Source organism: Actinoallomurus iriomotensis (assembly GCF_030269445.1).
GTDB lineage: Bacteria > Actinomycetota > Actinomycetes > Streptosporangiales > Streptosporangiaceae > Actinoallomurus > Actinoallomurus iriomotensis.
This window is the reverse complement of sequence record NZ_BSTJ01000011.1, coordinates 184375-210927: the sequence shown is the minus strand read 5'-3', so window position 1 is coordinate 210927 and position 26553 is coordinate 184375. Positions and strand designations below refer to the sequence as shown.

Here is a 26553-nt window from a genome sequence, read left to right as displayed (position 1 = left end):
GTCCTCCTTCGTCGGAGGGGGTGACCACAGGCGCGTGCCTTTTGATTCCCTCGCTTCGCTCGGTCATGGGCTCTCCTCGTTCGGCTCCCGCTTATTAGAACGCGACTCGGTCGGCCCGCGCGACCCGGGTTCGGGGCCTCCGGGGATCACCGCGGAGGCGCCGTCGCCACGCATCGGCCGGATCCGGCCCCGGGAGGGTGGCCGGGAGTCACGAAGGGTACGCCGTCAAACCGTCGATGCATCAAAACTGGACCAACAGGGGAGGTTGGCACATAAGTTCGCAAAGTTCACATGGTCGGAGCGAACTCCGCCCCACCTTGGTAAAGACTTGCACAGTGACCGTTCGGGACACGACCCGACCCGACTGGGGGGACTCATCGTGGCCGACGCATGGCTGCCCGGCGCCGTACGACTGCAATCCCGACACGACGGTGGCTCACTGCGGGGCGGAGCGCCTCGCGCCGTCTGGCATACGAGCGAGCACGACCCACTGGCGATCTCCGCGCGCTCGGTGGCACAGCACCTCGAGCAGCGGGGGACCAACGCCCACATCGTCTGGAACCCCTTCTCCGGCGAGATCATGCAGATGGTGCCGGCCACCCAGGCCGCGCTCCTGCTCCCGGACGGCGTCGGCCGGGAGGGCCGGAGGTGCCTGCAGATCCTCGTGGTCGGGCTCGCCCGCGAGCCGTTCACCGACGGCGCGATGCAGGGCCTCGGCCTGATCGTCGACTGGCTCGACACGTGGCAGGTGCCGCGGCGCTGGCCGGCCGGCGACCCGCTGGCGCCCCCGGAGGCGTACAGCGCCCCACGGGATCGCAGACCGTGGGCGCGCGGCGGTCACTTCGGCGTGTCCCAGGTGCCGCACGCGCAGGGCCCGGCCCCCGGCGCCATCGACACCAGCAGGATCACCGGTCCGGTCACGCCCCCGGAGATGCCACGGATCACGGTGGGCGAGGTGTCGCTGCCCGGCGCGGAGAGCCTGCCCATCGCGCACCTGGTCACCGGCGGCACGACCCCTGAGCCTCCGATCGAGGCGCCCACGGGGCCTACCGCCGACTCGCCTCCCGGACCAGCTCCCGTACGAGCGAGCACCCCGACCTGACCTGGGAGACCGTCGCTCCGCCGTACCCGAGGACCAGCCCGTGCACGCCCGGGCTGGTGGAGTAGCGCTCCCGCAGGGAGGACAGCAGCACGCCGCGCTCGGCGGCGCGCTCGATGACCACATCCGTCACGCCGGCCGGCAGCTCGACGACGAGGTGCAGGCCGGCGGTATCGCCGAGCAGCGGCAGGTGACCGAGCGTCTCCACGATCGCCGCGCGCCGGCGACCGTACTCGGCACGCATGCGGCGCACGTGGCGATCGAGGTCACCGCGTTCGAGGAGGATCCGCACCGCCTCCTGGGACACGACGGCCGTGCTGTCGCCCAGGCGCAGCCGGGTCTGGGCGATCGCCTCCACCAGATCGGGCCGGGCCACCAGCCAGCCGGTGCCGACGCCCGACGTCAGCGTCTTGGACGTGGTGCCGAGGTAGACGGTGTGGTCGGGCCCGAGGCCGTACAGGGCGGGCAGCGGGGCGACGTCGTAGCGGAACTCGCTGTCGTAGTCGTCCTCGACGATCAGCGCGTCCTCGCGCCGCGCCCAGGCCAGCAGCGCCTGCCGGCGCGGCACCGGCAGCCGTCCGCCGAGCGGGTACTGGTGGGACGGGGTCGTGTAGACCAGGCGCAGGCCGGCGGGCAGCGCGTCGACGATCAGCCCGTCCTCGTCCACCGGGCACGGCACCACCTCCACGTCCCGCGCGGCCAGCACCTCCCGCGCGTTGGCGTAGCCCGGCTCCTCCACGCCGGCGCGGTCGCCGGGCCGCAGGACGGTCGCGGCCAGCAGGTCGAAGCCGTTCGTCGCGCCGCGCGTCACCACGACGCGTTCGGAGGGGCAGGACACCCCGCGGCTGCGGCGCAGGTAGTCGACCAGGGCCGCGCGCAGCCCCGGCAGGCCGCGGCGGTCGGGCCGGGCCACCGGCGGTATCCCCGCCGCGAGCCGCCAGGCGCGCCGCCACGCGGGCGTGTCGAGCGCGCCGACCCACGGGATGCCGGGGTTCAGGTCGATGACGCCGGTCTCCGCCGGCTCGTCCCGCGGGGCGTACGCGGGCTCGGCCGGGACACTCTGGGCGGCGATGTCGGCGACGTACGTGCCCGAGCCGTGCCGGCCCTCCAGCCAGCCCTCCGCGTAGAGCTGCTCGTACGCGGTGGTGACGACGGTGCGGCTGACACCGAGCGCGGAGGCGAGCGCGCGGCTGGAGGGCAGCCGCTCCCCCGCGCGCACCCGCCCGTCGTTCATGGCCTCGCGGAGCTGGCGGCCGAGCTGTACGCTCAGCGGCTGCTTCGCGTCCCGCTCGACGACGACCGGCAGGTCGAACTGGTTCCGCGGCAAAGTGGCTTCCCTCTTCGACGTCTCAGTGGCCATTCTCTGCAAGCCACTTGGATCCTAACGTGGGACGTATGAGCACTTCAGCGCCCCTTTCCAGTACCGAGCGCACCCGGATCCGGCGGCTGCCCGAACGTGCCGCGTCGGACCGTTCGGCCCTCTATGAGATCCTCGACGCCGGCCGGATCTGCCACCTCGGTGTGGTCGTGGACGGGTCGCCCCGCGTCATCCCCACCGGCTACGGGCGGGACGGCGACACGCTCTACCTCCACGGCTCGACGGGCGCGACCAGCCTCCGTACCACCGAGGACGTCTGCGTCACCGTCACCCACCTCGACGCCCTCGTCCTCGCCCGGTCGCTGTTCCACCACTCGATCAACTACCGCAGCGCCCTGATCTTCGGCCGCCCCCGCACGGTCACCGACCTGGAGGAGAAGCTGACCGGCCTGCGCGCGCTGGTCGAGCAGCTGACGCCGGGGCGCTGGAACGTCGCCCGCCGGCCCACCCGCAAGGAGCTCGCCGCGACCTCCGTCCTGGCCCTGTCCCTGGAGGAGGCGTCCGTGAAGACGCGGCAGGGACAGCCGAGCGACGACGAGGAGGACTACGCGCTGGACGTGTGGGCGGGACTGGTGCCGGCGGTCCAGTCGTTCGGGCCTCCCGTGCCCGACCCGAAGCTGCGTCCGGGCATCGCCTACGTGTGACGTACCCCACAGTCGGCCCGCCTCGGTCGCCGGATCCGCGGTTCTCCTCACTCAAAGTGTCCTGGCAGGACTTATGGTGAAGGTCATGAACGACCGGCTGGTCTGGATCGACTGTGAAATGACCGGGCTCGATCTGCGGCACGACGCGCTGATCGAGATCGCGGCTCTGGTGACCGATGGTGAGCTGAACATCCTCGACGAGGGCATCGACCTGGTGATCAAGCCTCCGGAGGAGGCCGTACGCCAGATGTCCGAGGTCGTGCACGAGATGCACACCACCTCGGGCCTGCTCGAAGAACTGCCCTCGGGGATCACGCTGGCGGAGGCCGAGACCAAGGTCCTCGACTACGTGCGCCAGCATGTGCCGGGGGCGAAGAAGGCCCCGCTCTGCGGCAACTCGATCGCCACCGACCGGTCCTTCCTCGCCCGTGACATGCCCGCGCTGGACTCCCACCTGCACTACCGCATGGTCGACGTCTCCTCCATCAAGGAGCTGGCCCGCCGCTGGTACCCACGGGCGTACTTCGCCAGCCCGCCGAAGAAGGGCGGCCACCGGGCCCTGGCGGACATCACCGAGAGCATCACGGAGCTGCGCTACTACCGCGCCGCCGTGTTCGTGCCCCACCCGGGCCCGGACTCGGAGACGGCGCGTGCCATCGCCGCGAAGCTCGGTGACTGAGGACCCGTCGGGAACCGCTACACTGCTTCATGCCGCCTTGTGCGGCCGCGGTGGGTGTAGCTCAGTCGGCAGAGCACCAGGTTGTGGTCCTGGGTGTCGGGGGTTCAAGTCCCCTCACTCACCCCAAGTAGTACGAAGGCCAAGGGCCTGGTCGTCGAAATCGGCGGCCAGGCCCTTGGTGTTGCTCCCGACCTCGTGTGCCGCGTCATCGGTCGTCGGCCATCGGAATCTCGATGAGCAGTGATGTGCCGCCGCCTGCTGGACTTGTGATCTTGAGCGTGCCGCCGAGTGCCTCGACACGGTCTTTGATGCTGAGGAGTCCTGATCCGCGGTCGGGATCGGCTCCTCCCTTCCCGTCGTCACGGATCGCGAGCCGGATGATCGCACCCTCGACGACGAGGCCGACGTGTACCACGGAAGCGTCCGCGTGCTCGGCCGCGTTCGTCAGTATCTCCAACACGACGTGGTAGACGGTCGCTTCGAAACGCTCCGGCAAATCCCGGGCGACGCACATGTTGAGCTCAACTGGAATCGGGGAACGGCGCGCAAGCGTCCTGAGGGCGGGTTCGATGCCCCTCCTGGACAGGAGTACCGGAAGAAGGCCTCGGGCGATCTCACTCAAATCTGCGATGGCCTCGTCCAAAGCTTGAGCCATGTGAGACAGCCGTGCTCTCAGCTGGGGCGGCGCTGCGGCCTCTACAGAACGCATTTCGAGCAGGAGCGAGACCAGACGCTGTTGCATTCTGTCGTGCAGGTCGCGCTCGATGAGGCGGCGGGTCGCGTCGGCCGCGTCGATGGCGCGGGCTCGGGAGGCTCGCAGTTCGGCGCGGCTCTCGACGTTCTCGATGGCGACGACCAGCAGCTCGGTGAAGTTGAGCATCCGCTCCTCGGTGCCCTCGGGCAGCGGATCGGACGTCGACGCGACGAGCACCACCCCCCACAGGCGCCCACCGACCTTGACGGGACACCCGACCTCAGCTTTGACCCCCATGCTGCGCAGCGCAGAAATGACCTCACCGCCACCTACAACGGCTTCGAAGTCGTCCATGCGTACCGGCGCCTTCGTCCTCGCCACGAGTTCCCGGACGGTCCCTACCTCGAGCGGGAAGCGCGAGCCGAGGGGCAACGTAGCGACATGACCGGCATTCCAGATACCGACCGAGGTCGCGGTGGCGTCCTGCTCGTAGCGGATCACTGCCGCATGCCGTGCCCCCATGATCTGTCCCAACTCGCATGCGACCGCACCGAAGATCTCGCCCGGGGGGGCACCGCGCGCGACGAGCGTCGCCAAACGCCTCAACGCCGCCTGCTCGTCCGCGACCCGGCGTAGCTCGTTCAGATCAGCAGAGACTGGAATGGTCCGCGTACCTCGATCTGCGTCCGTTCTGATGCAAAGTCGTTTTGGCCCCGCAGTGAGTGCCCTGCCCAGTACTCACGATCCACATGTACGGACAACGCGTCTTTGGAGCCAGACACTCGACGTCACCAGGTCCGGCGGTCCGGCCTGTCCGACCGCTGTCCTAGGGTGACGGCCATGGTCGACATCGAGGTGCGGAGCCGGATGCCCGGCACGTCCGGCGACGATCTGCCGGCGGTGCTGGTGCGGCTGGCCGAGGATCGCACGACGGTGCGGGAGCTGATCCGGCGCACGGTCGAGGAGCAGATCCGGGCCCTGCGCGCCGACACGGCGCGCCGCCGCCGGATCCTCGACCGCCAGTACCTGTCCGGCAACGATCTCCGGACGCAGGCCCGCAACGGCGCGATCAAGATGCCGCCGCAGGCGCCGGCGGACCCGGACGTGACCACGGAGGTGGGCCGGGCGCATCGGGCCTTCTCCCGGGGCACGTTCGCGATCTTCGCCGGCGGGCGGCAGGTCGTCGACCTGGACGAGGAGTTCGCGCTCCGGCTCGGTGAGCCGGTCGTGTTCCTGCGGCTGGTCGCTCTGGCGGGAGGCTGATCGGGGTGGAGCGCCCCATCCCCGAGGGCTACGTCGACGTCGTCCACGAACACCGCGCGGCGTTGTGGCGGCTGGTGGACCAGGCGCGGGCCGCGGCGAAAACCGGCGACTCGACGGCCCTTCGGGACACCGCCCAGGAGATTCGGCTCCGGCTCAAGCAGGGCGACGACCAGACGATCGGCAACCTGGCACCGCACGTGGACGACATCGTCGCGGAGCTCGACGAGCTCTACGACGCCGTCTTCCCGGCCGGCCGGCCGGACGACATCACCGGCCTGCTGGCCGCGCCGTGGCCGACGGCTCACCGGAAGGCCCTGCTCGCCGCGTTCCTCGGATGCGACGTCCGGCACCGGCTGGTGCTGGACGAGGTGGCGGAGCGGGCCATCGCCGCCGCCGACAACCACCTGCTGCGGATCCTCATTCTCACTCCGCTCGGCACCCTGGGCCGGGAGGCGGTGGCGCGGATCCTCGACGGGCTGCACCGGGCGGACGCCCTGGACGCCACCGTGGTCGAACAGGCCTTCACCGATGACCACTACCTCGGCTACGCCGTCCTCGGCCGGTCACCGACCGGCGACCCGACCGGCCGGCCGCTGGCCTGCGCGGACGCCGTACGGGACCATGTGGACGCGCTGACCTGGCGACTCGTCTCCGCCCCGGTCCCGGCCGACTGGGACGAGTTGCCCAAGGTGCCGACGCCTCGTGGCCTGCGATTCGTGCGGGCGGCGCTGACCTGGCACGGTGACCAGCGCGTGGCCGACCATCTCGGCGTGGCCGAACTGACCGGCGAGGAACGCACCGCCCTGCTCGACCTGCTACGGGACCGGCCGGTGGAGGAGCAGCGCCAGGCGTTCGAGTGGCGGCTGCGCGCGGGTGACGCCGACACGCTACTGCCGCTGTTCGGCCTGCAACGCGCCGCGCCGTTGCTGCGCCTGATCCGGGCGATGCCGGTCGGCGAAGCCACCCGCCACGACCGGGCCGTCCTCCTCGCCGCGATCGAGGACGCCCGCGTGGACGCGACCCGGCGTCTGCTGGACCTCGTACCGAATGAGCTGGTCTCCGCGGTCATGGGGTCGAACCGCGTCCAGGTGCTGAAACGCGTCAAGCACCACGCGCTGCAGGGCATCGCCGCGTTCGGCATGCTGCCCCTCGCCCCGGACGAAACGGTTCTGGATCGCTACCTGGCGTTGCGCGAGTCCGCGAAGAAGGGCGCCAAGCTCGGTCCCAACCGCAGGCACAGCCACGCCGCCGCGATCGCGGTCGCCCTCGACCATCTGGCGCAGGTGGCCGGCGTCGCGGACGCCAGCCGCCTCGAATGGGACTGCGAGGCGCGCATCGCCACCGAGACGCCTGCGGAGGTCGACGTCGGCGATTACCGGATCGCGTTGCGGTTCGACGGCGCCGACCCGACGATGACGGTCCGCCGGGCGGGCAGGGCACTGAAGTCGGTGCCGGCCGCCGTCCGGTCCGACCCCGGCTACCAGGGGCTGCGTGAGCATCAGGAACGACTGCGGGACCAGGCTCGCCGGATGCGGACCGGGCTGGTGGAGCGGCTGGTCGCCACCGCCGGGACGCTGACGCCGGACGAACTGGCCCGGCTACGGTCGCTGCCCGCCGGTGCGGCGATGCTGCCCGCGCTGCTCTGGCGGGACCGCGCGGGGACGATCGACCTGCTCGACCAGCTCGACACCACCGGTCCGGTCACCGCCGTGCACCCCGTCGAACTGCACGAGCGAGGAGTGCTCTCCCGCTGGCAGGCGGAGATCGTGCGGCGCCGGCTCCGCCAGCCGGTCAAGCAGGCGTTCCGTGAGTTGTACGTGCTCACTCCGGCGGAACGCGAGGCGGGCGACGTGTCGCGGCGGTTCGCCGGGCAGACGGTCGGCGGCGCGGTCGCGGGCCGGTTGCTGTCCGGCCGGGGCTGGTTCACCCACGGCGAGTACGACGACCACCAGGCGACCCGCGCCGTCGGAGACGGTCTCATCGCTGCGCTGCGCTGCGACTTCCACGGCTACTTCGGGCTGGGGGACGTCCTCGTCGGCGAGGTCCGCTTCCTGACCGGCGGCCACCGCGACCCGGGCCGTTACGGCGCCCCGACCGGCTCGGGCAGCGTCGGCGGCACACCGGTGCCACTGGCCGACGTGCCGCCGGCGGTGTTCTCCGAGGTCATGCGAGACCTGGACCTGGTGGTGTCGGTCGCCGGCACCGAGCCGGAGACATACCTGTCGCCGGCGCAGGCGGCCGGCCGGGCGCAGATACTCGCGGCGCTCATCGCCGACCTGGGGCTGGCCCGGGTCGCCGTCGAGGGAAACTCGGCCGTGGTGAGCGGCACCCGGGCGACCTACCGGGTGCATTTGACGAGCGGCAGCATCCACGTCGACCCGGGCGGCCACCTTTGCGTGGTGCCCGCCTCGTTCGGCGCCACGGCGCACCGGCGACTGTTCCTGCCGTTCGCCGACGAGGACCGGATGACGAGCATCATCCTGAGCAAGGTGCTCCTGCTCGCCGAGGACGAGAAGATCAGCGACCCGTCCATCCTGGCCCAGCTCGCCTCCCTCACCGGCAAGGCCGAGGACGCCTGAGCGGTCCGCGGTCGGCCGGGACCCGGCGAGTCAGTGCACGGCGCGGGTGCCGCCGTGACGGCGGCCGATCCGGATTCCGCCGAACACCAGGTCGGCGATGAAGACCACGATCCCGATGATCAGCAGGAAGAAGAGGCCTTTCACCACCCACCCCGCGATGCCGAGTCCCACCGCCACGAGGATGAGGGCCAAGAACAGCGCCATGTCGCGCCTCCTTACAAAGTCCCTGTTCAGGGACATACCCGCCGAATGACGTCCGTACGACCCGGACGCTGGGAACACCGCACTCCGTTCCTCCCGGATCCGGCTCCGGTCCGTGATAGGCATCGGGACGTGAGACGCCTTGTACTGCGCACCATGGTGTCGTTGCCGATCCTCCTCGCCCCGACCGATCGCGTGGGAGCGGCGACGGCCGCCGGACCGGAGGAGGCGCGGGCTCCGGTGGCGGTCCGGGCTCCGCTCAGCGCCGGAGTGCTTCGGGCGATGGCCCGGAAGCGGGTGTCGGCCGACGCCGCCGTCGCCGATTACTGGACCGCCGATCGGATGGAAGCGGCCGACCATGTGCCGGGGGGCCGTCCTGATGCCGGTCGGCGGCTCCCGCCCGTACGGGCCGTGGCTCAGAAGACGAGCACGGGTCGGATCAGCAGCCGGACGGTGGGGAAGGTCTTCTTCCGGAGCTCCGCCAGCGGCCGGGACTACTCATGCTCCGCCGCGGCGGTCAGTAGCCCGTCCAGAAATCTGATCAGTACCGCGGGTCACTGCGTGTACGACCGGGACGGCGGCTGGCATCAGAACTGGGTGTTCGTTCCCTTCTTCGATCGCGGCCGACGGCCGTACGGGATCTGGCGCGCGACCTGGCTGGCCGCCTTCACCGGCTGGGTGGGGCGGACGGAGCCGGGCCTCGACGTGGCCTTCGTGAAGGTGGCCGCCGCCGATGGCGGATCGCTGGTCGATGCGGTCGGCGGCAACGGGATTCGCGTCGGATCCTCGTCTCGGACGCGGCGGCTGACGATCCTCGGGTACCCCTTCCTGCCGCCCTACCCCGGAGACCGGCAGTTCTCCTGTCAGGGCGTCACCGTGCCGGCCGGGCGCCGCCTGCGGATGGCGTGTCCGCTGACCACCGGTGCCAGCGGAGGCCCGTGGCTGGAGGATTTCGACGCGGCGACCGGCCGGGGCTACATCGGCGGAGTGACCACCAACACCGACCTGGCCAACACCTCGTTGTGGAGCCCGGACTTCGATGACGGAGTGTGGGCCTTGTACCGCTACGCCGATCGGCTATAGGCCACGGGGTCCAGCCACAGCCGCGGCGAGCCGGGGTCACGAAGCCTGCGTAGGAAGGTCAGGACGCCCGCGGTGCCGGTCGACCAGCTCCCGCTGCTGCCGTGGAGCGAGGTGTCGGGGAAGACGGGGGCGTCGGCCGGCCCGCCGGCCCTGTCGAGGATCAGGTCGGCGACCCGGTGCGCCTGGCCGAGGTACGTCTCGTCTCCCGTCAGCTGGACGAGGTCGAGGAAGAACTCCCCGATTCCGGCCAGCCCGCAGCACTGTGTGAGCGCGTACATGCGCGGCGCGAGATCGCGGCAGGCCGCGGCCGCTTCGCGGGCCAGATCCAGATGACCGTCCGCGCCGAGCTCGTGGGCGGCCCGTACGAGTGTCGCGCCGATCCCGGCGAGCCCCTGGCAGAACGACGCGTGCATCGGCTTGGCCGAGGGGGACCTGGCGGCGTCGATCAGTGGCACCACATGCTGGGCAAGCAGGTCGCATCGCTTGCGCAGGGCGGGTTCGACGGCGTCGCCCGTCGCGACCGCCCGGTAGGTGAGCAGGAAGTGCACGATCCCGGCGAGGCCGTGCGAGAAACCCAGGGTGCGCGACACCTGCGCGCAGTCGGCGTAGTCGGGCGTCTCCTCGGTCAGGGCCGAGTCGCTCGCGAGGAGCCGTGCCGCGCACTCCGCGGCGAGGTCCCTGCGGCGGGCGTCATCGGTGAGCCGCCACGCCAGCAGTTGCCCGGTGCCGATGCCCGCCAGGCCGTTGTGCTGATCGTCCGCGGTCACGCGGGAGAGCACCGGCCGGGCCATGGGCTCGGCGAGGGAGACCAGGATGTCGTCGTCCAGCGTGATGCCGGCCGCGGCGAGGAAGACGGCGATGCCCGTGTCGCCCGTGTAGAACGCGGGCCGGCCGTGGCGCAGGGTCCGCTGCCCGCTGGTCCAGTAGGCCAGGGCCCGCGCCAGGTCCTGAGCGGGCCCGTGGTGCAACAGCTCCATGCCGATGCCGGCGCCGCCGCGGTAGACGTTGACGGGGCTGGCCACGATGCCGCCGGTGAGATCCGTGCCGGCCATGAGCCGGACGGCGTACCGCGAGACCTCCGTGACGCTGTGCTCGATCGCCGTGTTCAGCCGACGGGTCCGCTCGGCGGCGGACCGTACAGGGGCATGCGAGGAGGGCGGGACCGCGGGTTCGCCGCGGAAGCGGCCCGAGCGGATCGCGTCCGCCGCCATCCGCCGTCGTCCGGTGTCGGCGGCCAGCAGCCCGAGGATCGTGTCGCTGATTCCGCCACGCCCGTCCAGGACGGCGGCGGCGCGCTCGGTGTCGTGGTTGTACGGATCGTCGGTGAGCCAGGTCGGCGGCAGGCCCGTCGCGGCGTAGAAAAGTGTGGCGCCCAAGGAGTAGTAGTCGGCCTCCACGGTGGCCGGCTCGTCGCGTTCTTGTTCGGGCGGGCTGTAGCCGGGGGTCCACCCGAACATCTGCGGGCCCTCGACATGGCTGATCTCGAAGTCGACCAGGCAGGGACGGCCCGTGGCGCCGTCGAGAACGATGTTGGTCGGGCCGACGTCGCGTACCAGCACCCCTCGCTCATGCACCTGGTCGAGGAGCGCACCCAACGCGGCGGCCAGCCGGGGAAGGCTCCGGCCGCGTGGCGCCGGGTCGGCGGTGTAGAGCCCGTTCTCGGCGACGTCCCGGCCGAGCACCAGCGCGCCCATGTCGGTGATGGCGAGATATTCGCGGTCGCCGTGCCGGAAGTGGTCGACCACCGTGGGTATCCCGTCGAGGCCGCGCAGCTTCTCCAGCACGTACCGCTCGTTGCGCAACCGAGCCCGCGAGTCGCGTCCCCGGGAGTCCTCGTTGACGAAGGCCCGCGCCTCCTTGATGATCACTTCCCGGTCTCCGGCGAGGTCGACCGCTCGGTACACGACGCCCTTGCCGTTGCGGGTCAGCGCCCGGACCACCTCATAGCGCCCGCCGAGCATGGCTGCCCCGGCCTCGCCGGCGCGCTCGACGGCGGCGGCGGCGAAAGGGTCGGGGGCCCACGGAGGCTGCCAGAAGGATTCGCCCGCGGCGCCCGGCGACGTCCGGCCGTCCGGGCCGGTGACGACGAGTTCCAGGTCGCCATCGTCGTTGTCGGCGTAGGTCGCGCGGAAGGGCCCGTACCGGTAGTAGACGGGGGCGTCCGGTGCGACGCGACGGTCGCTGTAGACGCGGGGCCCCTCCAGCCCGGCGAGGTCGGCGGCGAGCCGACGGGCCAGATCCACCACATCGGCTTCGTCGGCATAGATCGTCACGGCCTTACCGATCGAGCCGGGATGGTTGTTGGAGGAGTTGAGGTCCCGCAACAGCGGGCCGGACCTGATGACCTTGAAGTGGCAGGGAACGGACAGCAGCGCGGGCAGGCTCCGCCGGAGCGTCTCCAGCAGCGTCACGGGGCGCGCGGCCAGGTGGATCTTCCAGCCCTGCGGTGGAAGCCGGAACCCCGGATCCTCGACGACGAGCCACATGCCGTTCGGGTGGTGCGGCCGGGAGTGTCCGGCGACCGACTCGGCCAGTGCGGCACGGACGGCTTCCTCTTGGGGCCCGAGGGCGGTGTCGATGGGCATGTTCGCCGGCCTTCCCGCTCGATACTCCTCGCCGGCGCACGGCCGGTCCGTGAAAAGCCCGAGGGACCATCACGTTCGATGGCCCCTCGGTCGCCCGGCGGTCAGAGCACGCTCGCCGCGGGCGTCAGCACGGTCGCCCGGTCAGGCCTGGGTGCTGAAGTCGTCGCACAGCTTGGTCATCCCCCAGTGACACACCGTGCAGCTGTTGGCCTGGAACTCCGGCGCCTCCGACGGTACGGCGGCCAGGGACTCCGGCTCGATCACACCGGCGTCGCGGGGTTCGGTCAGCGTAAGCATGCTCTCCTCCTTGGTCACTCTCTGTCACTGAATGCATGCACAGAGTAACATAACGGTGCTGGACGGCAATAGAAGGCGACGTTCGAGCACCACGCACCATGAACCATGGGAGATCAGATGACCACCCGTTTGCCCCCCGGCGACAGCCGGTCCGCTCCCGGCAGCGAGGACGCCGGATCCTCGCCGAGCGCCGCGGCGGCGGTGCCGGTCATCCACGCTCGTGGCCTGGCCAAGTCCTATCCGGAGGGGCCCGCCGTACGAGGGATCGACCTGACCGTTCCGGCCGGTCAGACGTTCGGTTTCCTCGGCCCCAACGGCGCCGGGAAGACCACCACCATCGCGATGCTGTGCACACTGACGGCGCCGTCCGCCGGACGGGCCCGGGTCGCCGGCCATGACGTGACCACCGACGCGCACCAGGTACGGCGCCATATCGGGCTGGTCTTCCAGGACACGACTCTCGACCAGGGGCTCACCGCCTGGGAGAACCTCCGTTTCCACGCGCGCCTTCACGGCGTCCCGGCATCCACCGCCCAGACACGTGCGCGGGAGCTGCTGGACCTGGCCGGCCTGAGCCACCGGCGCGACTCCCTCGTGGGGACCTTCTCCGGCGGCATGAAACGCCGCCTGGAAATCGTGCGCGGTCTCATGCATCGACCCCGTGTGCTGTTCCTGGACGAACCGACCATCGGCCTCGACCCGCAGACACGCGCCCAGATCTGGGACCACCTGCATCGGCTACGACGCCAAGAGGGGATCACGCTCTTCCTGACGACGCACTACCTGGATGAGGCCGAGCACTGCGACCGCATCGCCATCATCGACGACGGCCAGATCATCGCCGAGGACACCCCTGCGGCGCTCAAGACCGTGATCGGCGCGGACCGCGTCGAACTCCGCACGAACGACGACCGGGCCGCCACCGCGCAACTGCGCGACCGGTTCGGCCTCGACGCCGTCGCCGACGGCGACTCCCTGTGGCTCCGTGTCGAAGACGGTGCCGCCTTCGTGCCCCGCATGTGCTCGGCCCTCACCGTCACGATCCGATCGGTCACCGTCACGCGGCCGAGCCTCGACGACGTGTTCTTCCACTACACCGGACGCACCATCCGCGAGACCGACCAGCCGGAGGCCGGGCGATGAACGTACCGGCACCCGCTCTGGCCGCCCCCCGGGCCGCCCGGCGGCTCACCGGCGAGCTGGCCGCCCTGCTGGTGATCTGGCAACGCGACATGCTGCACTACCGCCGCGACCGATTCAAGATCCTCGTCACCGTGCTCCAGCCGATCATGATGCTCACGGTCCTGGGCGCGGGCCTGGCCTCGCTGCTGCCCGCCACCCCCGGAGGCGCCGACTACCGGACCTTCCTGTTCCCGGGCATGTTGATGATGACGGTTCAGGCCCCGGCCATCTCCGCCGGTGTCGCGCTGGTGACCGACCGGCAGTCGGGCTTTCTCCGTGAGATCGTCATGGCCCCCGTACGCCGGGAGACCGTGCTCATCGGCCGATGCCTGGGAGGCGCCAGCATCGCCACCTGCCAGGGCGCCCTGCTCCTGCCGCTGGCCGGGATCGCCCGGCTGCCCTACGACCCGATCACGCTCGCCCTCCTGCTGGGCGAAATGGTGATCAACGCGTTCATGATGACCGCGCTCGGTGTCCTGCTCGCCATAGCGATCACCCGCACCGAGTCCTTCTACGCCGTACTGAGCATCGTCACGATGCCGCTCATCTTCCTGTCCGGAGCGATGTTCCCGGTGAGCGGCCTGCCCGGCTGGCTGTTCTCCGCGGTCCTGGTCAACCCGGTGAGCTACGCCGTCGACGCGCTCCGCCGTACGACCGTCGCCCGCCTGCCGGGCCCCGTACCCGCGACGCTGTTCGACGGACCACGGTGGGGCGGCTGGCGTCCACCCGTGCTCCTCGAACTGGCATGCATCGTCGTGGCGGGCGTCGCGATGCTCGCCCTGGCGAGCCGCCGCTTCAGCCGGAACCCTTGACGGGGGCCCGGCACGCGTCGCCGATGGAGTAGGCGGCGATCAGGGTGAACACGTACGCCTGCACGGCCTGGACGAACACCTCCAGGGCGGTCACGACGACCGTGAAGGCGACGCCGACGACGCCGACGGGCACACCGAGCGGCGTCGGCGCCTGGATGAGGAAGTGGTAGCCGACCGTCGCGAAGAGAGCCACGAGCAGATGGCCGGCGAACATGGTGGCGAACAGCCGCACGGCATGCATGAACGGCCGCAGGACGAACGTGGACAAGAACTCCAGCGGCGCGACGAGAGCGGTCTCGGCCCTGGACAGGCCCGGCGGGCAGGTGGCGTGCCTGACGAAGCCGATCAGACCGTGGTTCCGGACGCCCACCACCCACATGACCACGTACACCAGCGCGGCGAGCACGGCGGGAAAGGCGATGTGCCCGGTCACCGGGAACTGGGCCGGCGGCACCACCGCCATGAGGTTCGCCATCCAGACGAAGAAGAACAGGGAGAGCAGGAGCGCCATCCAGCGGTCGCCCCGGACGCCCATCATCGGCCGGGCGATCTGGTCGCGGACGAACAGGTAGGCCAGCTCGCCGAGATTCTGCATCCGGCCGGGCACGAGCGCCGGCCGGGCGAACGCCGGGACGCCGAGGGCCTGGTCGCTCTGTCCATGCGACGGCTGGCGTCCGACCTGGACGCCGGCCCGATGTCGCCGTACTCCTACATCACCGGCAAGGACGAGCTCATCGAACTGATGGTCGACGCCGTCACCGCCGAGTTCCTCCGCCCGGACGGTACGGCGCGCGGCGACTGGCGGGGCGAGGTACGCGGCCTGGCGGACCGCATGCGGTCGGCCATGCACCGCCACCCCTGGCTGGCGGAACTCGGCCTACGGCGCCAGGCCGCGAGCCCCAACCGGATCCGGCTCTTCGAGCAGGTCCTCGGAGTCCTGGACGATCTGGGGCTGAGCATGGACGCGATGCTCACCACCATGAGCATGATCTTCGTCCACGTCCACGGGTTCGTGCAGATCGAACTCGCCGATCAGGAGGGTCAGAGACGCACCGGCCTGGACCTCGCCGGCTGGATGCGGCGGCAGGTCCCGTACATCGAATCGGTCGTCGGTGGCGGCGAGCACCCGATGTTCGCCCGGATGACCGCGGAGGCCGGCCGTACTCTGACCGGATTCGACGACCGCTGGGACTACGCACTGGAACGCCTGCTGAACGGCGTCCAAGGTTCGGCCGCGAAGCCGCCGGGCCGCCCGTGAGACCGCTTCTCGTGGGTAGGGCAGCGGACGAGACCCGTCGCACGGATCGGCCGGCGGGGTCCGTCACCAGGTGAAGGAGAGAGATCATGTCGAAGCCGCCCCTCCCCGAGTCCGCGGTCACCATGCTCGAGAAGGCCAACCCGGCGGTCATCGCCACCCTGCGGTCCGACGGTCAGCCGGTGTCCACGGCCACCTGGTACCTCTGGGACGACGGCCGGGTGCTGATCAACATGGACGAGGGCCGCAAACGGCTCGACCACATCCGGAGTGATCAGCGGGTCTCGCTGACGGTCCTCGACGGTGACGACTGGTACAACCACGTCACCCTGATCGGGCACGTCGCCGAGACGCACGACGACGAGACCCTGGCCGACATCGACCGGCTGTCCCAGCACTACACGGGCCGGCCGTACCCGCAGCGCGACCGCGGCCGGGTCAGCGCCTGGATCGAGGTCGACCGCTGGCACGGCTGGGGCGGCTTCAAGGACAGCTCCCAGGCGGGCGGCTAGCGCACCTCGCCGCGGCCCTGGCGCGGGCGGACCAGGACGACCAGTGCCGGCACCGCCAGAGCCGGGGCCGCGAGCATGACCAGGGCCATCGGCAGTGAGCTCCGCTCGCCGAACAGACCGACCAGCGGGGTCGCCGTCGAGTCCGAGCTCGTGGCCGGCCTCGGTGAGGACCGCGAGCGCATCGTCGCGGCCCTCACCGTCCTCTCCGAGACCTTGGAAGCGGCGACGGACCGTACGGCGCTGAGCGGCTCAGCGCCGAGGCCGGTGACGGATCACCTCGGCGGGCAGAAGGTCTCCTTGATGGTGCGGGGGCTCACCCAGCGCAGCAGGTTGTAGACCGAACCGGCCTTGTCGTTGGTACCCGACGCCCGCGCGCCGCCGAAGGGCTGCCGGCCGACGACCGCCCCGGTCGGCTTGTCGTTGACGTAGAAGTTCCCGGCGGCGAACCGCAGCACCCGGCTCGCGCGCTGCACGGCCGCCCGGTCGTTCGCGATCACCGAACCGGTGAGCCCGTAGGCCGAACCGGTGTCGATCCGGTGCAGCACCTGCTCGAAGTCGGCGTCGTCGTAGACGTGCACCGCGAGGATCGGCCCGAAGAACTCGGTGGTGAACACCTCGTGCGCGGGATCGTCGCCGACCACGACCGTGGGACGGACGAAGTAGCCGTTCGAGCCGTCCGCCGTACCGCCGGCGAGCACCTTGAGCGAGGGCGCCTCGTGGATGTCGCGCAGGACACCGGTGAGCCGGTCGAAGGAACGCCGGTCGATGACCGCGCCCATGAACGTGCCGGGGTCGGCGACGTCGCCGACCGTCAGCGACTCGGTCTCGGCGGCCAGGTCGTCGCCCATCCGGGCCCACACCGAACGCGGGACGAAGGCACGGGAGGCGGCCGAGCACTTCTGCCCCTGGTACTCGAAGGCGCCGCGGAGCAACGCGGTGCGCAGGACGTCCGGGTCGGCCGACGTGTGCGCGACGACGAAGTCCTTGCCACCCGTCTCACCGACCAGCCGCGGGTAGCCGTGGTAGTCCCCGATGCGGGCCCCGACCTGCGACCACAGCCGCCGGAACGTCGCGGTGGATCCGGTGAAGTGGATGCCGGCCAGCGACGGGTCGGCCAGGGCCACCTCCGAGACGGCCAGGCCGTCACCGGTCACCAGGTTGATCACTCCGGGCGGCAGGCCGGCCTCCTCCAGCAGGCGCATCGTCAGGTGGGCGGCCAGTCCCTGCGTGGGCGACGGCTTCCACACCACCGTGTTGCCCATCACCGCCGGCGCGGTCGGCAGGTTGGCCGCGATGGAGGTGAAGTTGAACGGGGTGATCGCGTAGACGAACCCCTCCAGCGGGCGATGGTCGAACCGGTTCCAGGCGCCGGACCCGCTGAGCGGCTGTTCGGCGTACACCTGCGCGGCGAAGTGCGCGTTGAACCGCCAGAAGTCGGCCAGCTCGCACGCCGCGTCGATCTCGGCCTGGACGGCGGTCTTGGACTGGCCGAGCATGGTCGCCGCGTTGATGGTGTCGCGCCACGGCCCGCACAGCAGGTCGGCGGCGCGCAGCAGGACCGCGACCCGCTCGTCGAACGGCGTGTCCCGCCAGTCCCGGGCGGCCCGCAGCGCGGCGGACACGGCGGCCCGGGCGTCCTCGTGCGTGGCGTTGGCGGTGGTGCCGAGCACCCGCGCGTGGTCGTGCGGGGCGACGACGTCGAACCGCTCGCCACCGGCCATCCGCTGTTCGCCGTCGATCGTCGAGGTCAGCTCGTACCGCCGGTCGGCGAGTTCCTTGAGCCTGGCGGTCAGGCTCATCCGCTCCGGCGTCCCGTGGGCGTACTCCCGCACGGGCTCGTTGCGAGGCACGGGCGGACGGGTGATCGCGTCCATGATCTTCTCTTTCCTTGGTCGCCGGTCAGGCGGAGACGGGTTCGGTGCCCGAGGGCGTCTCGCGTACGGTGTCGCGGCCGAGGGACAGGTCGCGGGTCTCGCGGAACGCCAGCAGCACCACGAGGGTGGACACCACGGCGATGGACATCAGGTACACGCCCGGGGCGAGGGAGCTGCCCGTGGCCGAGACCAGCCCGGTCGCCACGAACGGTGCGGTGCCGCCGCAGAGCACGTACGCGGCGGTGTAGCCGATCGCCGATCCGCTGGCCCGCAGCCGGGCGGGGAACATCTCCACGAGCGCCGGCACGTTCGAGCTGCCGATCACCGCGACCAGCACGGCGAGCAGGGACGTACCGACGATCGCCCCGGTGAGATCGGCCCTCATGAGCGCGAACGCCGGAAGCGGCGCGACCACGAACCCGGCACAGGCGATCAGCAGCATCGGCTTGCGACCGAAGCGGTCGCTGGCCGCGGCCGCGAACGGGCAGGCGATGCTGTAGGCGAGCATCGAGATCACGTTCGTCAGCTGGGCCTCGCTCTTGGCGTAGCCGAGCTCCTCCGACATGTACGCGATCATGTAGCTGCTCATCAGGTAGTACCCGATCGCGTTCGTGATGCTGTACCCGAACAGCGTGGCGATCTGCCGGCCGCACCGCCGTACGGCGTCGCGCAGGGGCGTCTGCGCGATGTCGTCCCGGCGTTCCAGCGCCCGGAACACCGGCGTGTCCTCGACGCGGGACCGCAGGTACAGGCCGATCAGGCCGAGCGGCGCGGCCAGCAGGAACGGGATCCGCCAGCCCCAGCTCTGCAACGCGGACGTGCTCAGCGCGGAGGTGAGCAGGAAGCCGAGGCCGGAGCCCGCCACGCTGGCCAGCCCGACGGTGACCGGGACGGCCGACGCGAACCGCGCGCGCCGCCCGTCGGGCGCGTACTCCATGATGAACGCCGACGCGCCGGTGTACTCACCGCCGGTCGAGAAGCCCTGCACGCATCGCAGCAGGAACAGCAGGATCGGCGCCGCCACGCCGATCATCGCGTACGTCGGCAGCAGCCCCACGAGGAAGGTCGCGCCGCTCATCGCCAGCACGGTCAGGGCCAGCATGCGGTTGCGGCCGATCCGGTCGCCGTACCGGCCGAAGAACGCGGCGCCGAGCGGGCGGGCGATGAACCCGCCCGCGAAGATCGCCCAGGTGGCGAGCAGCGCCGCGGTCCGGTCGTAGGTGGGGAAGAACCGGCCGGCGATCGTCGCGGACATCACGGCGTAGGCGGCCGAGTCGAACCATTCGACGAAGTTGCCGATCGCGGAGGACAGGATGACCGTCCGGCGGATCGCACGCGCGTCCGCCGCTGGAGCGAGAGTCATGAGCGGTCTCCTCAACCGATGCCGGGTCGGTGGCCTGCGTCGCGTTGACGCAGTTCGGCGCGCCGGATCTTGCCGGTCGCCGAGCGGGGCAGGTCGTCGACGAACTCCACGAGCCGCGGGTAGGCGAACCGGGAGTGGGTGGCCTTGGCGTATTCACTGATCTGCCGGGCGAGCTCGTCGCTCGGCCGGTGGCCCGGCGCGAGCTGCACCCACGCCTTGACGGCCTGGCCGCGCACCGGATCGGGCACGCCGACGACCGCCACGTCGCGCACCGCCGGGTGGGCCCGCAGCGCCTCTTCGACCTCGTACGGCCCGACGCGGTAGCCGGAGGTCTTGATCACGTCGTCGGTGCGGCCGAGGAACCAGTAGTACCCGTCCTCGTCGGCCACGGCCTGGTCCTTGGTGTGGAACCAGTCGCCGCCGAAGACCTCGGCGGAGTCCTCCGGCCGCTCCCAGTACCCCAGCGGGAACTGCGGGTTGCTGCGGGACCGCAGGCAGACCTCCCCCGGCTCTCCGCAGGGTACCGGCCGTTCGTGCTCGTCGAGCAAGGCGACGTCCCAGCCCGGCAGGGGGCGGCCCATCGAGCCCTCCTTGACCGGTACGCCCGGGAAGTTGCCGATGAGCGGATAGGACTCGGTCGACCCGTAGTAGTCCAGCGGGGTGATGCCGAACTGGTCGCGGAACCAGGAGATCAGGTCCGCGGTGAGCGGCTCGTTCGAACAGCACACCACCCGCAGCGACTGCGGGTGCCGCCGCCCGGCGTCGGGCACGTCGGCGCGCATCTTGCGCAGGAAGGTGGGGTTGACCAGCGCGGTGGTGACCTTGTTACGGGACATCGCGGCGAGCAGCCCGGCCGGGTCGAAGCCTCCCGCCGGACGGTAGACCAGGTGGACCGCGCCCGCGCGCAGCGGCCCCATGAGCTTGGCCATGGACCAGGCCCAGTCGCCGGCGCCGTAGAACACGTCGCCCGGCCGCAGGTCGTGGCAGTAGCGGAACTCGTTGTGCCCGAGCAGCGTGCGGTGCGCGTGCACGATCCCCTTGGCCGCACCGGTGGTGCCGGACGTGTAGAAGATCAACGCCGGGTCGTCGGCGGCCGTGTCGGCGTCGTCGAAGCTCGCCGGCAGCGTGTCGATCGCGGGGTCGTCCACGTCGACGACCACGCCCCCGAAGTCCCCGGCACGGTGCACCGCGCCCGGCTCGGTGACCAGCACGCCGGTGCCCGAGTCGGCGAGCCGGTAGCGGATCGGCTCGTCGGCCCACAGCAGCGACATGGTCACCAGCACGGCCCCGGTCCGCAGCACGCCGAGGTAGACCGCCGGCGTGTCCGGCCGCTGGGGCAACATGACGGCGACGCGGTCGCCGGGCCGGACGCCCAGCCCCCGCAGATGGGTGGCCACCCGCCGCGACCGGTCCTGCACCTGCCCCCAGGTGACCTCCTGGCGCGCCCCCGTGTGGTCCTCGTAGATCAGCGCGAGGTCGCCGCGCTCGTGCCGGTCGGCGACGTCGACGGCCATGTTGTACCGTTCCGGCACCTCCCAGCGGTGTCCGTCCCGCATCCGGGTGTAGGTGTCATTCATCCCTGACGCTCCCCTGCTCGGCGGCGACGGCCGGCGAGGAACCGGGCCATCTCCCGCTGGGGCTCGCCGCTCGCGTACGCCGCGGCGTGCACCTTCTTGGCGGCCCGTACGGCGGCGGCGAGCGCGTCGTCGTCCAGCTCGCGCAGCCGTCCCTTGGTCAGCGCCAGCGCGCCCGGCGGCAGCGCGGCGAGCTCGCGGGCCTGCTCGACGGCGGAGGTCAGCACCTGCTCGGCGTCCACCAGGCGGGTCAGCAGGCCGAGCCGCTCGGCCTCGGTGCCGTCGACGAGCCGGCCGGTGAGGGCCAGCTCCGCCGTCCTGGCCCGTCCGAGGACGTCCCACATCGCCCAGATGCCGGTGATGCTCGGGATTCCGGACAGCACCTCCGGCTGCCCCATCCGCACGTCCCGGTGCCCGACGCGCAGGTCGGCCAGCAGCGCGAACTGGAACCCCGAGCCGGCGGCCACCCCGTTCACGGCGGCGATGGTCGGCTTGTCGAGGTCGCGGACGGCCCGGTAGAGCCGGTCGAATCCGTCGATCCACGCGTCGGAGGCCGCGTGGTCGTCCGGGTCGATCCCCGCGGTCTCCTTGAGGTCCTGGCCGGCGCAGAACGCGCGGCCCGCGCCGGTCAGCACGACGGCGCGCACGTCCGGGTCCGCACCGGCCTTCGCGAGCGACTCGATCAGCAGGTCCCGCATCCGCGCGGTCCAGGCGTTCAGCTTCTCCGGGCGGTTCAACGTGATCAGCGCGACGGGTCCGTCACGGTCGAGCAGCACCGAGTTCGCTTGATCATCAGTCATGTGGGTTCCTCCCGGCTTCATGTGGAAGACATTTGCCGGGATACAAACAGGGAGAGCGCCGAACAGGCCAACATCAATAACGACCGGCCGTCATATCGGAACGATATGATTCGGCGGTGGAGCTGCGACATCTGCGCTACTTCGCGGTCCTCGCCGAAGAACTCCACTTCGGTCGCGCCGCCGAGCGCCTGCACATGGCACAGCCCCCGTTGTCCCAGCGCATCCGCGATCTCGAACGCGAACTCGGCGTCACGCTCTTCGACCGGACCCGGCACCGGGTTACGCTGACCGAGGCCGGCGCGCTGCTGCTCGAACACGCCCGCCCGATCCTGGACGGCACCGAGGCGGCCCGTGAGGCGATGCGCCGCATCCGGCCGGGCGCCTCCGGGGTGCTCCGCGCCGGGGTGCCACCCGACACGGCGCCGCGCACGCTCCAGACCCTCGTGACGGCGTTCACCGAACGCGTCCCCGACGTCCTGGTCGAACTCCACGAGCTGACCACCGAGACACAGCTCGGCAGGCTGCGTGAAGGCGAACTGGACGCGGGTCTCGTACGGCACCCGTGCGACACTGTGGGCCTGGCGTCGGGCCCGGTGGTGCACCGGAGGCTGGGAGTGGTCCTGCCGGAACGCCACCCCGCGGCCGACCAGGAGCTCGTACGGCTCCGGGTCCTCAACGGCTCACCGCTGGTGATCTTCCCCCGCGAGATGGCGCCCCGGCTGTACGACCACATGCTGGCGGCCTGCCGCGACAACGGCTTCCTGCCGGGCGCCATCCGCCATGCCCGCAACCCCGACTTCGTCCTCGGCCTGGTGCTGGCCGGGTTGGGGGTCCATCTGAACGAACCCCCGGCGGGCGCCCTTCCCACCGGCCTGGTCTGGCGTCCGATCGACGAGCCGCGGCTCACCTGGTCGACGTCGGCCGTGTGGCGGCCGGCGCAGTCCGGCGACGCGGTCGCCGCCTTCGCCGACGCCGCGCTCGAGGGCCTGCGGGCGGCCGACCACATCTGATCTCAGGGCGCCGGCCGGGACACCCCCGGCTCCAGCATGGGGACGAGGAACCGCCGGGCCAGTGCGGCCAGTTGCTCGTCGTCGTCGAGGTCGATGATGTGGCTGGAGATCGCCAGGAGGGAGCCGGAGATCCGGACCATCATCTCGGCCACGAATTCGGTTTCCAGGTCGTTCGACACGATGGCCAGCGAGCTGACAAAACCGACACGTCGAAACTCGCCACCGCGTACACGTTCAACCAGAAGCGGGGCACCTAGGACCGCATCACCAAGACCGCCGAACTCGGCTACGACATCGGCACCGAGAACGCCTTCCTGCCCGACGGCGAGATGATCGTCACCTGCGTCAAGACACGGCTGGCCCACGCGGGTGTGCGCCACCTGCTGCCTCCGTCCTCGAACTGGACCAGGGTCTCCGACGAGGAGATCCCGATCAGCCAGGCGGACATGATGGTCACCTGGCACAGCCTGCCCACGTCGGTCATGAAGCAGCTGACCAAGTGGAAGGTGCCGGTCTCCGCCGACGGGTCCGCGGCGTTCCTGCACTCCTGGCAGCTGACCGCGCACATGCTCGGCATCCTGGATGAGTACATCCCCAACTCGTGGGCGGAGGCCGACTCCCAGGCCGCGCAGGTCCTCGACCCCATCCTGGCCCCCACCCCCGAGGCGCCACAACAGAGCCGGGCCCGGGATCACCGGATTCCGGGCCCGCGGCGTTCTCGTCCCCACGCCGAAGGCGGAAGGCGGCCCGGTGCCGGACAGGCGCCCGCCGGCGGGTGGCGAGCCTCCTGTATCGCTGACGGGCGGCCGCGCGGTCAGCGGTCGGCGTAGACCTCGGGGGTGCGCGGCGCCGTATCACCGGCGGCGAATCCGCTGAGGCGCAGCAGCACCGGCGTGAGGACGAACAGGGCGGCGGCCAGGGCAGCGACGGCGACCATCGCCCCGCGCAGTCCCGCGGCGTCGGCCCACGCGCCGACGTACACGGGGCCGAGAAGGAAGCCGAGGTAGGAGACGGTGCTGACGATGGACGTCGCACGCCCCCGGTAACGCTCCTCGACGTTGCGCGAGACGACGCCGACGAGCGTGGGAAAGAGCACGGCGGTTCCGGCGCCGGCGAGCACGAGCCCCAGCGCGGCGACGAACAGGGTCGGGGCGCTCGCGATGACGAGCGCGCCGCCGGCGGCGGCCAGCGCGCCGATGAGGATGACGGACCGGGCGTGGGCGGTCTTGAGGCCCCCGACGGAGAACCGCGTGATCGCCACGGTTCCCGCGAAGACGGCGGGCGCCACGGTGGTGAGCCAGGCTCCGGCCTTCAGCTCGTCCTGGGCGAAGACCGCGCTCCAGCTCTGGTGGGCGTTCTCGCTCGCGAACGCCAGTGCCCCCAGCACGCCGATGATCAGCAGCGGCGCGAGCCGGCCGCTCCGGGCGGGCGCCGGCGCCTCGTCGTCGCCCTCGTCGTCGGGGGGCACGCCGCGCGAGACCGCCGCGAACATGGCGGCCCCGGCGACCAGGCAGAGAACCGCCACCGCGATGAACGGCACGGCGAGCGGCCAGGAGGCGGCGGAGGTGATCCCCGCGCCGAGACTGGTCAGGACCACGAAAGTGGAGAAGACGCCGTGCACCCGGGTGATGACCGGCCGTCCGGCGTTCTTCTCGGCGCGTCCGGCCACCGCGTTCATCGTCACGTCGGCCGCGCCGCTGGAGGCGCCCGCGACCCCGAGGCCGACGCACAGGCTCGGCAGGTTCACCGCGGTCAGGGCCAGGCCGGCGCCGACCACGCCGAGCAGGGCGATCGCGCCGGCGGCGACCTTCAGCCCCCAGCGGTCGAGCGCCCGGCCCGCCAGCAACATCGCCGGCAGGGCGCCGGCGCCCACGAACAGGAGGGCGAACCCCAGCTGGCCGTCGGTGACCTCGGCCTGGTGCTGCACCCGGGGTACCGAGGCCCCCCACACACCCCAGAACGAACCAAAGGCGGCGAAGGCGACGAACGCGGAGACGACCAGGTTGCGTGACCCGTTGATGGAGGCTCCTTCTGACCCTGCTCGGCAGTGCGACGGCGATCTTCGCAGGGGCGATCCGGCTACGCAAGACGCATTGCGGGCTACGCGCCGACGAAGGTGTTCATGAGGAGGACACCGCCCAGGCCGAGCACCGCGAGGGCCGTCGTGTAGGTCGTGCGGATCTTGATCGCGTCCATCACCGAGAGGTTCAGGTACTGCTTGAAGAGCCAGAATCCGGGGTCGTTGACGTGGCTGGCGGCGATGCTGCCGCAGGTGACGGCGAGCACCATCAGCTCCGGCGAGGTTCCCGAGCCCTGCACGAGCGGGAGCACGATGCCGGCGGCGGTCACGACCGCGACCGAGGCGGATCCGACGGCGATGCGCAGCAGCACCGCGATGGCCCATGCCAGGATGAGCGCGGAGACGTGCCAGCCCTTGGTGAAGTCGGCGATGTAGTCGGCGATCCCCGACTTGACGAGGACCTCCTTGAAGGCGCCGCCCGCGCCGATGACCAGGATGATCATGGCCATCGGCTTGACCGCTTCGGCGCACGAGTCCATCGCGGCCTGGAAACGGCCGCGCTCCACGACGGCGGTCTCGGTGGCGGACACCGCGGGGGTGGCGGTCGCCGTGGCCGTACCCTCACCGCCGGCGGGAACGCCGCCCGTGCCACCGGCCTCGGCCGGAGAGTCGCCGGCGTCCTCGGTTCCGCCGATCTTCGACCCGAGAAGGATGACGGCCAAGAGCAGGGCGATGAGCAGGGCGACCGGAGCCTTGCCGAAGAACTCCAGGTAGGGCAGGACCGTGTTGCCGTCGCTCATGCTGAGCTCGGCGACGGCCGAGGCGCCCATCAGCACGATCGGGATGACGACGATCACGATGCACGTGCCGAACCGGGGCAGCTCGTCCTCGGCGAACACCCGGTTGGTGATGAGCGAGACCGGGACGCGTGGGTTGATCCGCTTCACGAAGGCCAGCCGCGGCCACACGTAGCAGATGATCGAGGCGGACACGATCGCGATCGGGAGACCGTAGAGCAGGGTGAGGCCCTGGCTGGCGTGGAAGGTGCCGGTCACGGCGGCCGGACCGGGGTGGGGCGGCAGGAAGCTGTGCATCGTCGACAGGGTCATCGACATGGGCAGCCCCACCCACAGGAGCGGCAGCCTGCACTCGCGGACGATGGTGAACACCAGCGGGATGAGGAGCACGAAGCCGACCTCGTAGAACATCGTGATGCCGATGCAGGTCGAGGTCAGGACCATGGCGAGCTGGACGCGGCCGATGCCGAAGACGTCGACCACCGAGGTGGTGATCCGCTGCGCGGCGCCGCTGTCGGCGAGAACCTTGCCGAGCATGGCGCCGAACCCCAGGATCAGGATCAGCTCGTCGAGTTGGTCACCGACACCGGTGACCATCGCGTCATAGATCTTGGTGAGCGACAGGCCGCGCGCGAGTCCCACGAACAGAGCGGCGACGAACAGGGCGATGAAGCCGTTGATCCTGAATTTGGTCATCAACACGAGCAGCAGCACTACGGCGAGCGCCACGATGATCAGGGGCATTTCGCTCTCTCCTTCCTGCGACGTGGCCCGGGCGCCGGCGGGCATGAACCGGGCATGTGACGCACGTCACGGGCAGTGGTATCGAGGAGCGTAAAATCGTCGACTAAT

General features: G+C 71.1%; 26 protein-coding genes and 1 tRNA gene. 13 read left to right on the top strand and 14 right to left on the bottom strand.

The genetic code is table 11. The annotated features are described in order from the left end of the window. Positions 1-379: 379 nt before the first annotated feature. Entirely contained in the window at positions 380-1102 is a 723-nt protein-coding gene (locus QSK37_RS37975; protein ID WP_285630704.1) for a hypothetical protein, read from the top strand. Here the strand turns inward: QSK37_RS37975 and pdxR are convergent. Continuing rightward, entirely contained in the window at positions 1047-2426 is a 1380-nt protein-coding gene (gene pdxR, locus QSK37_RS37970; RefSeq protein WP_285630701.1) for a MocR-like pyridoxine biosynthesis transcription factor PdxR, read from the bottom strand. The two genes, QSK37_RS37975 and pdxR, sit on opposite strands and share 56 nt — an antisense overlap. 68 nt (positions 2427-2494) lie before the next feature. Between pdxR and QSK37_RS37965 the strand changes: the two genes are divergently transcribed. The 3 genes from QSK37_RS37965 to QSK37_RS37955 all read left to right on the top strand — a co-directional run bounded on the left by QSK37_RS37965 (position 2495) and on the right by QSK37_RS37955 (position 3926). Continuing rightward, a complete protein-coding gene (locus tag QSK37_RS37965; RefSeq protein WP_285630698.1) occupies positions 2495-3121 on the top strand; it encodes a pyridoxamine 5'-phosphate oxidase family protein in 627 nt (208 codons plus the stop codon). An 85-nt stretch (positions 3122-3206) separates the two neighbouring features. Then, complete coding sequence (gene orn / locus QSK37_RS37960; RefSeq protein ID WP_285630695.1) at positions 3207-3800, top strand: oligoribonuclease; 594 nt, start codon at positions 3207-3209, stop codon at positions 3798-3800. Positions 3801-3850: 50 nt separating this feature from the next. Next, a tRNA-His gene (locus QSK37_RS37955) sits at positions 3851-3926 on the top strand. 79 nt (positions 3927-4005) lie between these two features. Here the strand turns inward: QSK37_RS37955 and QSK37_RS37950 are convergent. Next, entirely contained in the window at positions 4006-5091 is a 1086-nt protein-coding gene (locus tag QSK37_RS37950) for a GAF domain-containing sensor histidine kinase (protein WP_285630692.1), read from the bottom strand. A 243-nt stretch (positions 5092-5334) separates the two neighbouring features. Here QSK37_RS37950 and QSK37_RS37945 point away from each other — a divergent pair, with 243 nt between their 5' ends. Next, the gene (locus tag QSK37_RS37945) at positions 5335-5757 is read left to right on the top strand and encodes a hypothetical protein (RefSeq protein WP_285630689.1); all 423 of its coding nucleotides are present in this window, start codon (positions 5335-5337) and stop codon (positions 5755-5757) included. A 5-nt stretch (positions 5758-5762) separates the two neighbouring features. Continuing rightward, positions 5763-8336: a DUF4132 domain-containing protein gene (locus QSK37_RS37940; protein ID WP_285630686.1), complete on the top strand. Its 2574-nt coding sequence runs from the start codon at positions 5763-5765 to the stop codon at positions 8334-8336. A 30-nt stretch (positions 8337-8366) separates the two neighbouring features. Here QSK37_RS37940 and QSK37_RS37935 read toward each other — a convergent pair whose 3' ends face one another. Next, entirely contained in the window at positions 8367-8540 is a 174-nt protein-coding gene (locus tag QSK37_RS37935; protein WP_285573874.1) for a hypothetical protein, read from the bottom strand. Positions 8541-8669: 129 nt separating this feature from the next. On the opposite strand from QSK37_RS37935, the gene QSK37_RS37930 reads away from it, so the two are divergent. Continuing rightward, positions 8670-9620: a trypsin-like serine peptidase gene (locus tag QSK37_RS37930; RefSeq protein WP_285630683.1), complete on the top strand. Its 951-nt coding sequence runs from the start codon at positions 8670-8672 to the stop codon at positions 9618-9620. Here QSK37_RS37930 and lanL read toward each other — a convergent pair. Further along, complete coding sequence (gene lanL / locus QSK37_RS37925; protein WP_285630680.1) at positions 9602-12205, bottom strand: class IV lanthionine synthetase LanL; 2604 nt, start codon at positions 12203-12205, stop codon at positions 9602-9604. The two genes, QSK37_RS37930 and lanL, sit on opposite strands and share 19 nt — an antisense overlap. Before the next feature lie 141 nt (positions 12206-12346). Further along, positions 12347-12502, bottom strand: a complete 156-nt coding sequence (locus QSK37_RS37920) for a hypothetical protein (RefSeq protein ID WP_285573865.1) — start codon at positions 12500-12502, stop codon at positions 12347-12349. 117 nt (positions 12503-12619) lie between these two features. Here QSK37_RS37920 and QSK37_RS37915 point away from each other — a divergent pair, with 117 nt between their 5' ends. Continuing rightward, positions 12620-13645, top strand: coding sequence for an ATP-binding cassette domain-containing protein (locus QSK37_RS37915; protein ID WP_285630677.1), 1026 nt, complete (start codon positions 12620-12622; stop codon positions 13643-13645). After that, positions 13642-14496, top strand: a complete 855-nt coding sequence (locus QSK37_RS37910) for an ABC transporter permease (RefSeq protein WP_285630674.1) — start codon at positions 13642-13644, stop codon at positions 14494-14496. Before QSK37_RS37915 ends, QSK37_RS37910 begins: the two co-directional genes overlap by 4 nt. Here the strand turns inward: QSK37_RS37910 and QSK37_RS37905 are convergent. Continuing rightward, complete coding sequence (locus QSK37_RS37905) at positions 14480-15103, bottom strand: F0F1 ATP synthase subunit A (RefSeq protein ID WP_285630672.1); 624 nt, start codon at positions 15101-15103, stop codon at positions 14480-14482. The two genes, QSK37_RS37910 and QSK37_RS37905, sit on opposite strands and share 17 nt — an antisense overlap. Positions 15104-15154: 51 nt before the next feature. On the opposite strand from QSK37_RS37905, the gene QSK37_RS37900 reads away from it, so the two are divergent. After that, entirely contained in the window at positions 15155-15754 is a 600-nt protein-coding gene (locus QSK37_RS37900; RefSeq protein ID WP_285630669.1) for a TetR/AcrR family transcriptional regulator C-terminal domain-containing protein, read from the top strand. Between the two features lie 86 nt (positions 15755-15840). Continuing rightward, positions 15841-16263, top strand: coding sequence for a PPOX class F420-dependent oxidoreductase (locus QSK37_RS37895; RefSeq protein ID WP_285630666.1), 423 nt, complete (start codon positions 15841-15843; stop codon positions 16261-16263). On the opposite strand, the gene QSK37_RS37890 is transcribed toward QSK37_RS37895, so the two are convergent. From QSK37_RS37890 to QSK37_RS37870, 5 genes are all read right to left on the bottom strand, one after another. Further along, the gene (locus QSK37_RS37890; protein WP_285630663.1) at positions 16260-16460 is read right to left on the bottom strand and encodes a hypothetical protein; all 201 of its coding nucleotides are present in this window, start codon (positions 16458-16460) and stop codon (positions 16260-16262) included. The genes QSK37_RS37895 and QSK37_RS37890 overlap by 4 nt on opposite strands. Positions 16461-16535: 75 nt before the next feature. Continuing rightward, positions 16536-18137, bottom strand: a complete 1602-nt coding sequence (gene pruA, locus QSK37_RS37885) for an L-glutamate gamma-semialdehyde dehydrogenase (RefSeq protein ID WP_285630660.1) — start codon at positions 18135-18137, stop codon at positions 16536-16538. Between the two features lie 25 nt (positions 18138-18162). Beyond that, positions 18163-19500 (bottom strand): MFS transporter, encoded by a 1338-nt coding sequence (locus QSK37_RS37880; RefSeq protein ID WP_285630657.1) that lies wholly within the window; start codon positions 19498-19500, stop codon positions 18163-18165. Positions 19501-19511: 11 nt separating this feature from the next. Then, on the bottom strand, positions 19512-21077 hold the full coding sequence (locus QSK37_RS37875) for an acetate--CoA ligase (protein WP_285630654.1): 1566 nt from the start codon (positions 21075-21077) through the stop codon (positions 19512-19514). Beyond that, complete coding sequence (locus tag QSK37_RS37870) at positions 21074-21874, bottom strand: enoyl-CoA hydratase/isomerase family protein (protein WP_285630651.1); 801 nt, start codon at positions 21872-21874, stop codon at positions 21074-21076. Before QSK37_RS37870 ends, QSK37_RS37875 begins: the two co-directional genes overlap by 4 nt. A gap of 116 nt (positions 21875-21990) precedes the next feature. Here QSK37_RS37870 and QSK37_RS37865 point away from each other — a divergent pair, with 116 nt between their 5' ends. Beyond that, positions 21991-22884 carry a LysR substrate-binding domain-containing protein gene (locus tag QSK37_RS37865; protein WP_285630649.1) on the top strand — a complete coding sequence of 298 codons (894 nt, stop codon included), beginning with the start codon at positions 21991-21993 and terminating at the stop codon, positions 22882-22884. A gap of 2 nt (positions 22885-22886) precedes the next feature. Here QSK37_RS37865 and QSK37_RS51535 read toward each other — a convergent pair whose 3' ends face one another. After that, on the bottom strand, positions 22887-23264 hold the full coding sequence (locus QSK37_RS51535) for a hypothetical protein (RefSeq protein WP_349498020.1): 378 nt from the start codon (positions 23262-23264) through the stop codon (positions 22887-22889). Here QSK37_RS51535 and QSK37_RS37855 point away from each other — a divergent pair. After that, positions 23256-23714 (top strand): oxygenase MpaB family protein, encoded by a 459-nt coding sequence (locus QSK37_RS37855; RefSeq protein ID WP_285630646.1) that lies wholly within the window; start codon positions 23256-23258, stop codon positions 23712-23714. The genes QSK37_RS51535 and QSK37_RS37855 overlap by 9 nt on opposite strands. On the opposite strand, the gene QSK37_RS37850 is transcribed toward QSK37_RS37855, so the two are convergent. Together QSK37_RS37850 and QSK37_RS37845 are read right to left on the bottom strand one after the other, a co-directional pair. Further along, a complete protein-coding gene (locus tag QSK37_RS37850) occupies positions 23699-24835 on the bottom strand; it encodes an MFS transporter (protein WP_432705638.1) in 1137 nt (378 codons plus the stop codon). The two genes, QSK37_RS37855 and QSK37_RS37850, sit on opposite strands and share 16 nt — an antisense overlap. Positions 24836-24984: 149 nt before the next feature. Next, positions 24985-26445 (bottom strand): GntT/GntP/DsdX family permease, encoded by a 1461-nt coding sequence (locus tag QSK37_RS37845; RefSeq protein ID WP_285630642.1) that lies wholly within the window; start codon positions 26443-26445, stop codon positions 24985-24987. Positions 26446-26553: the final 108 nt, after the last annotated feature.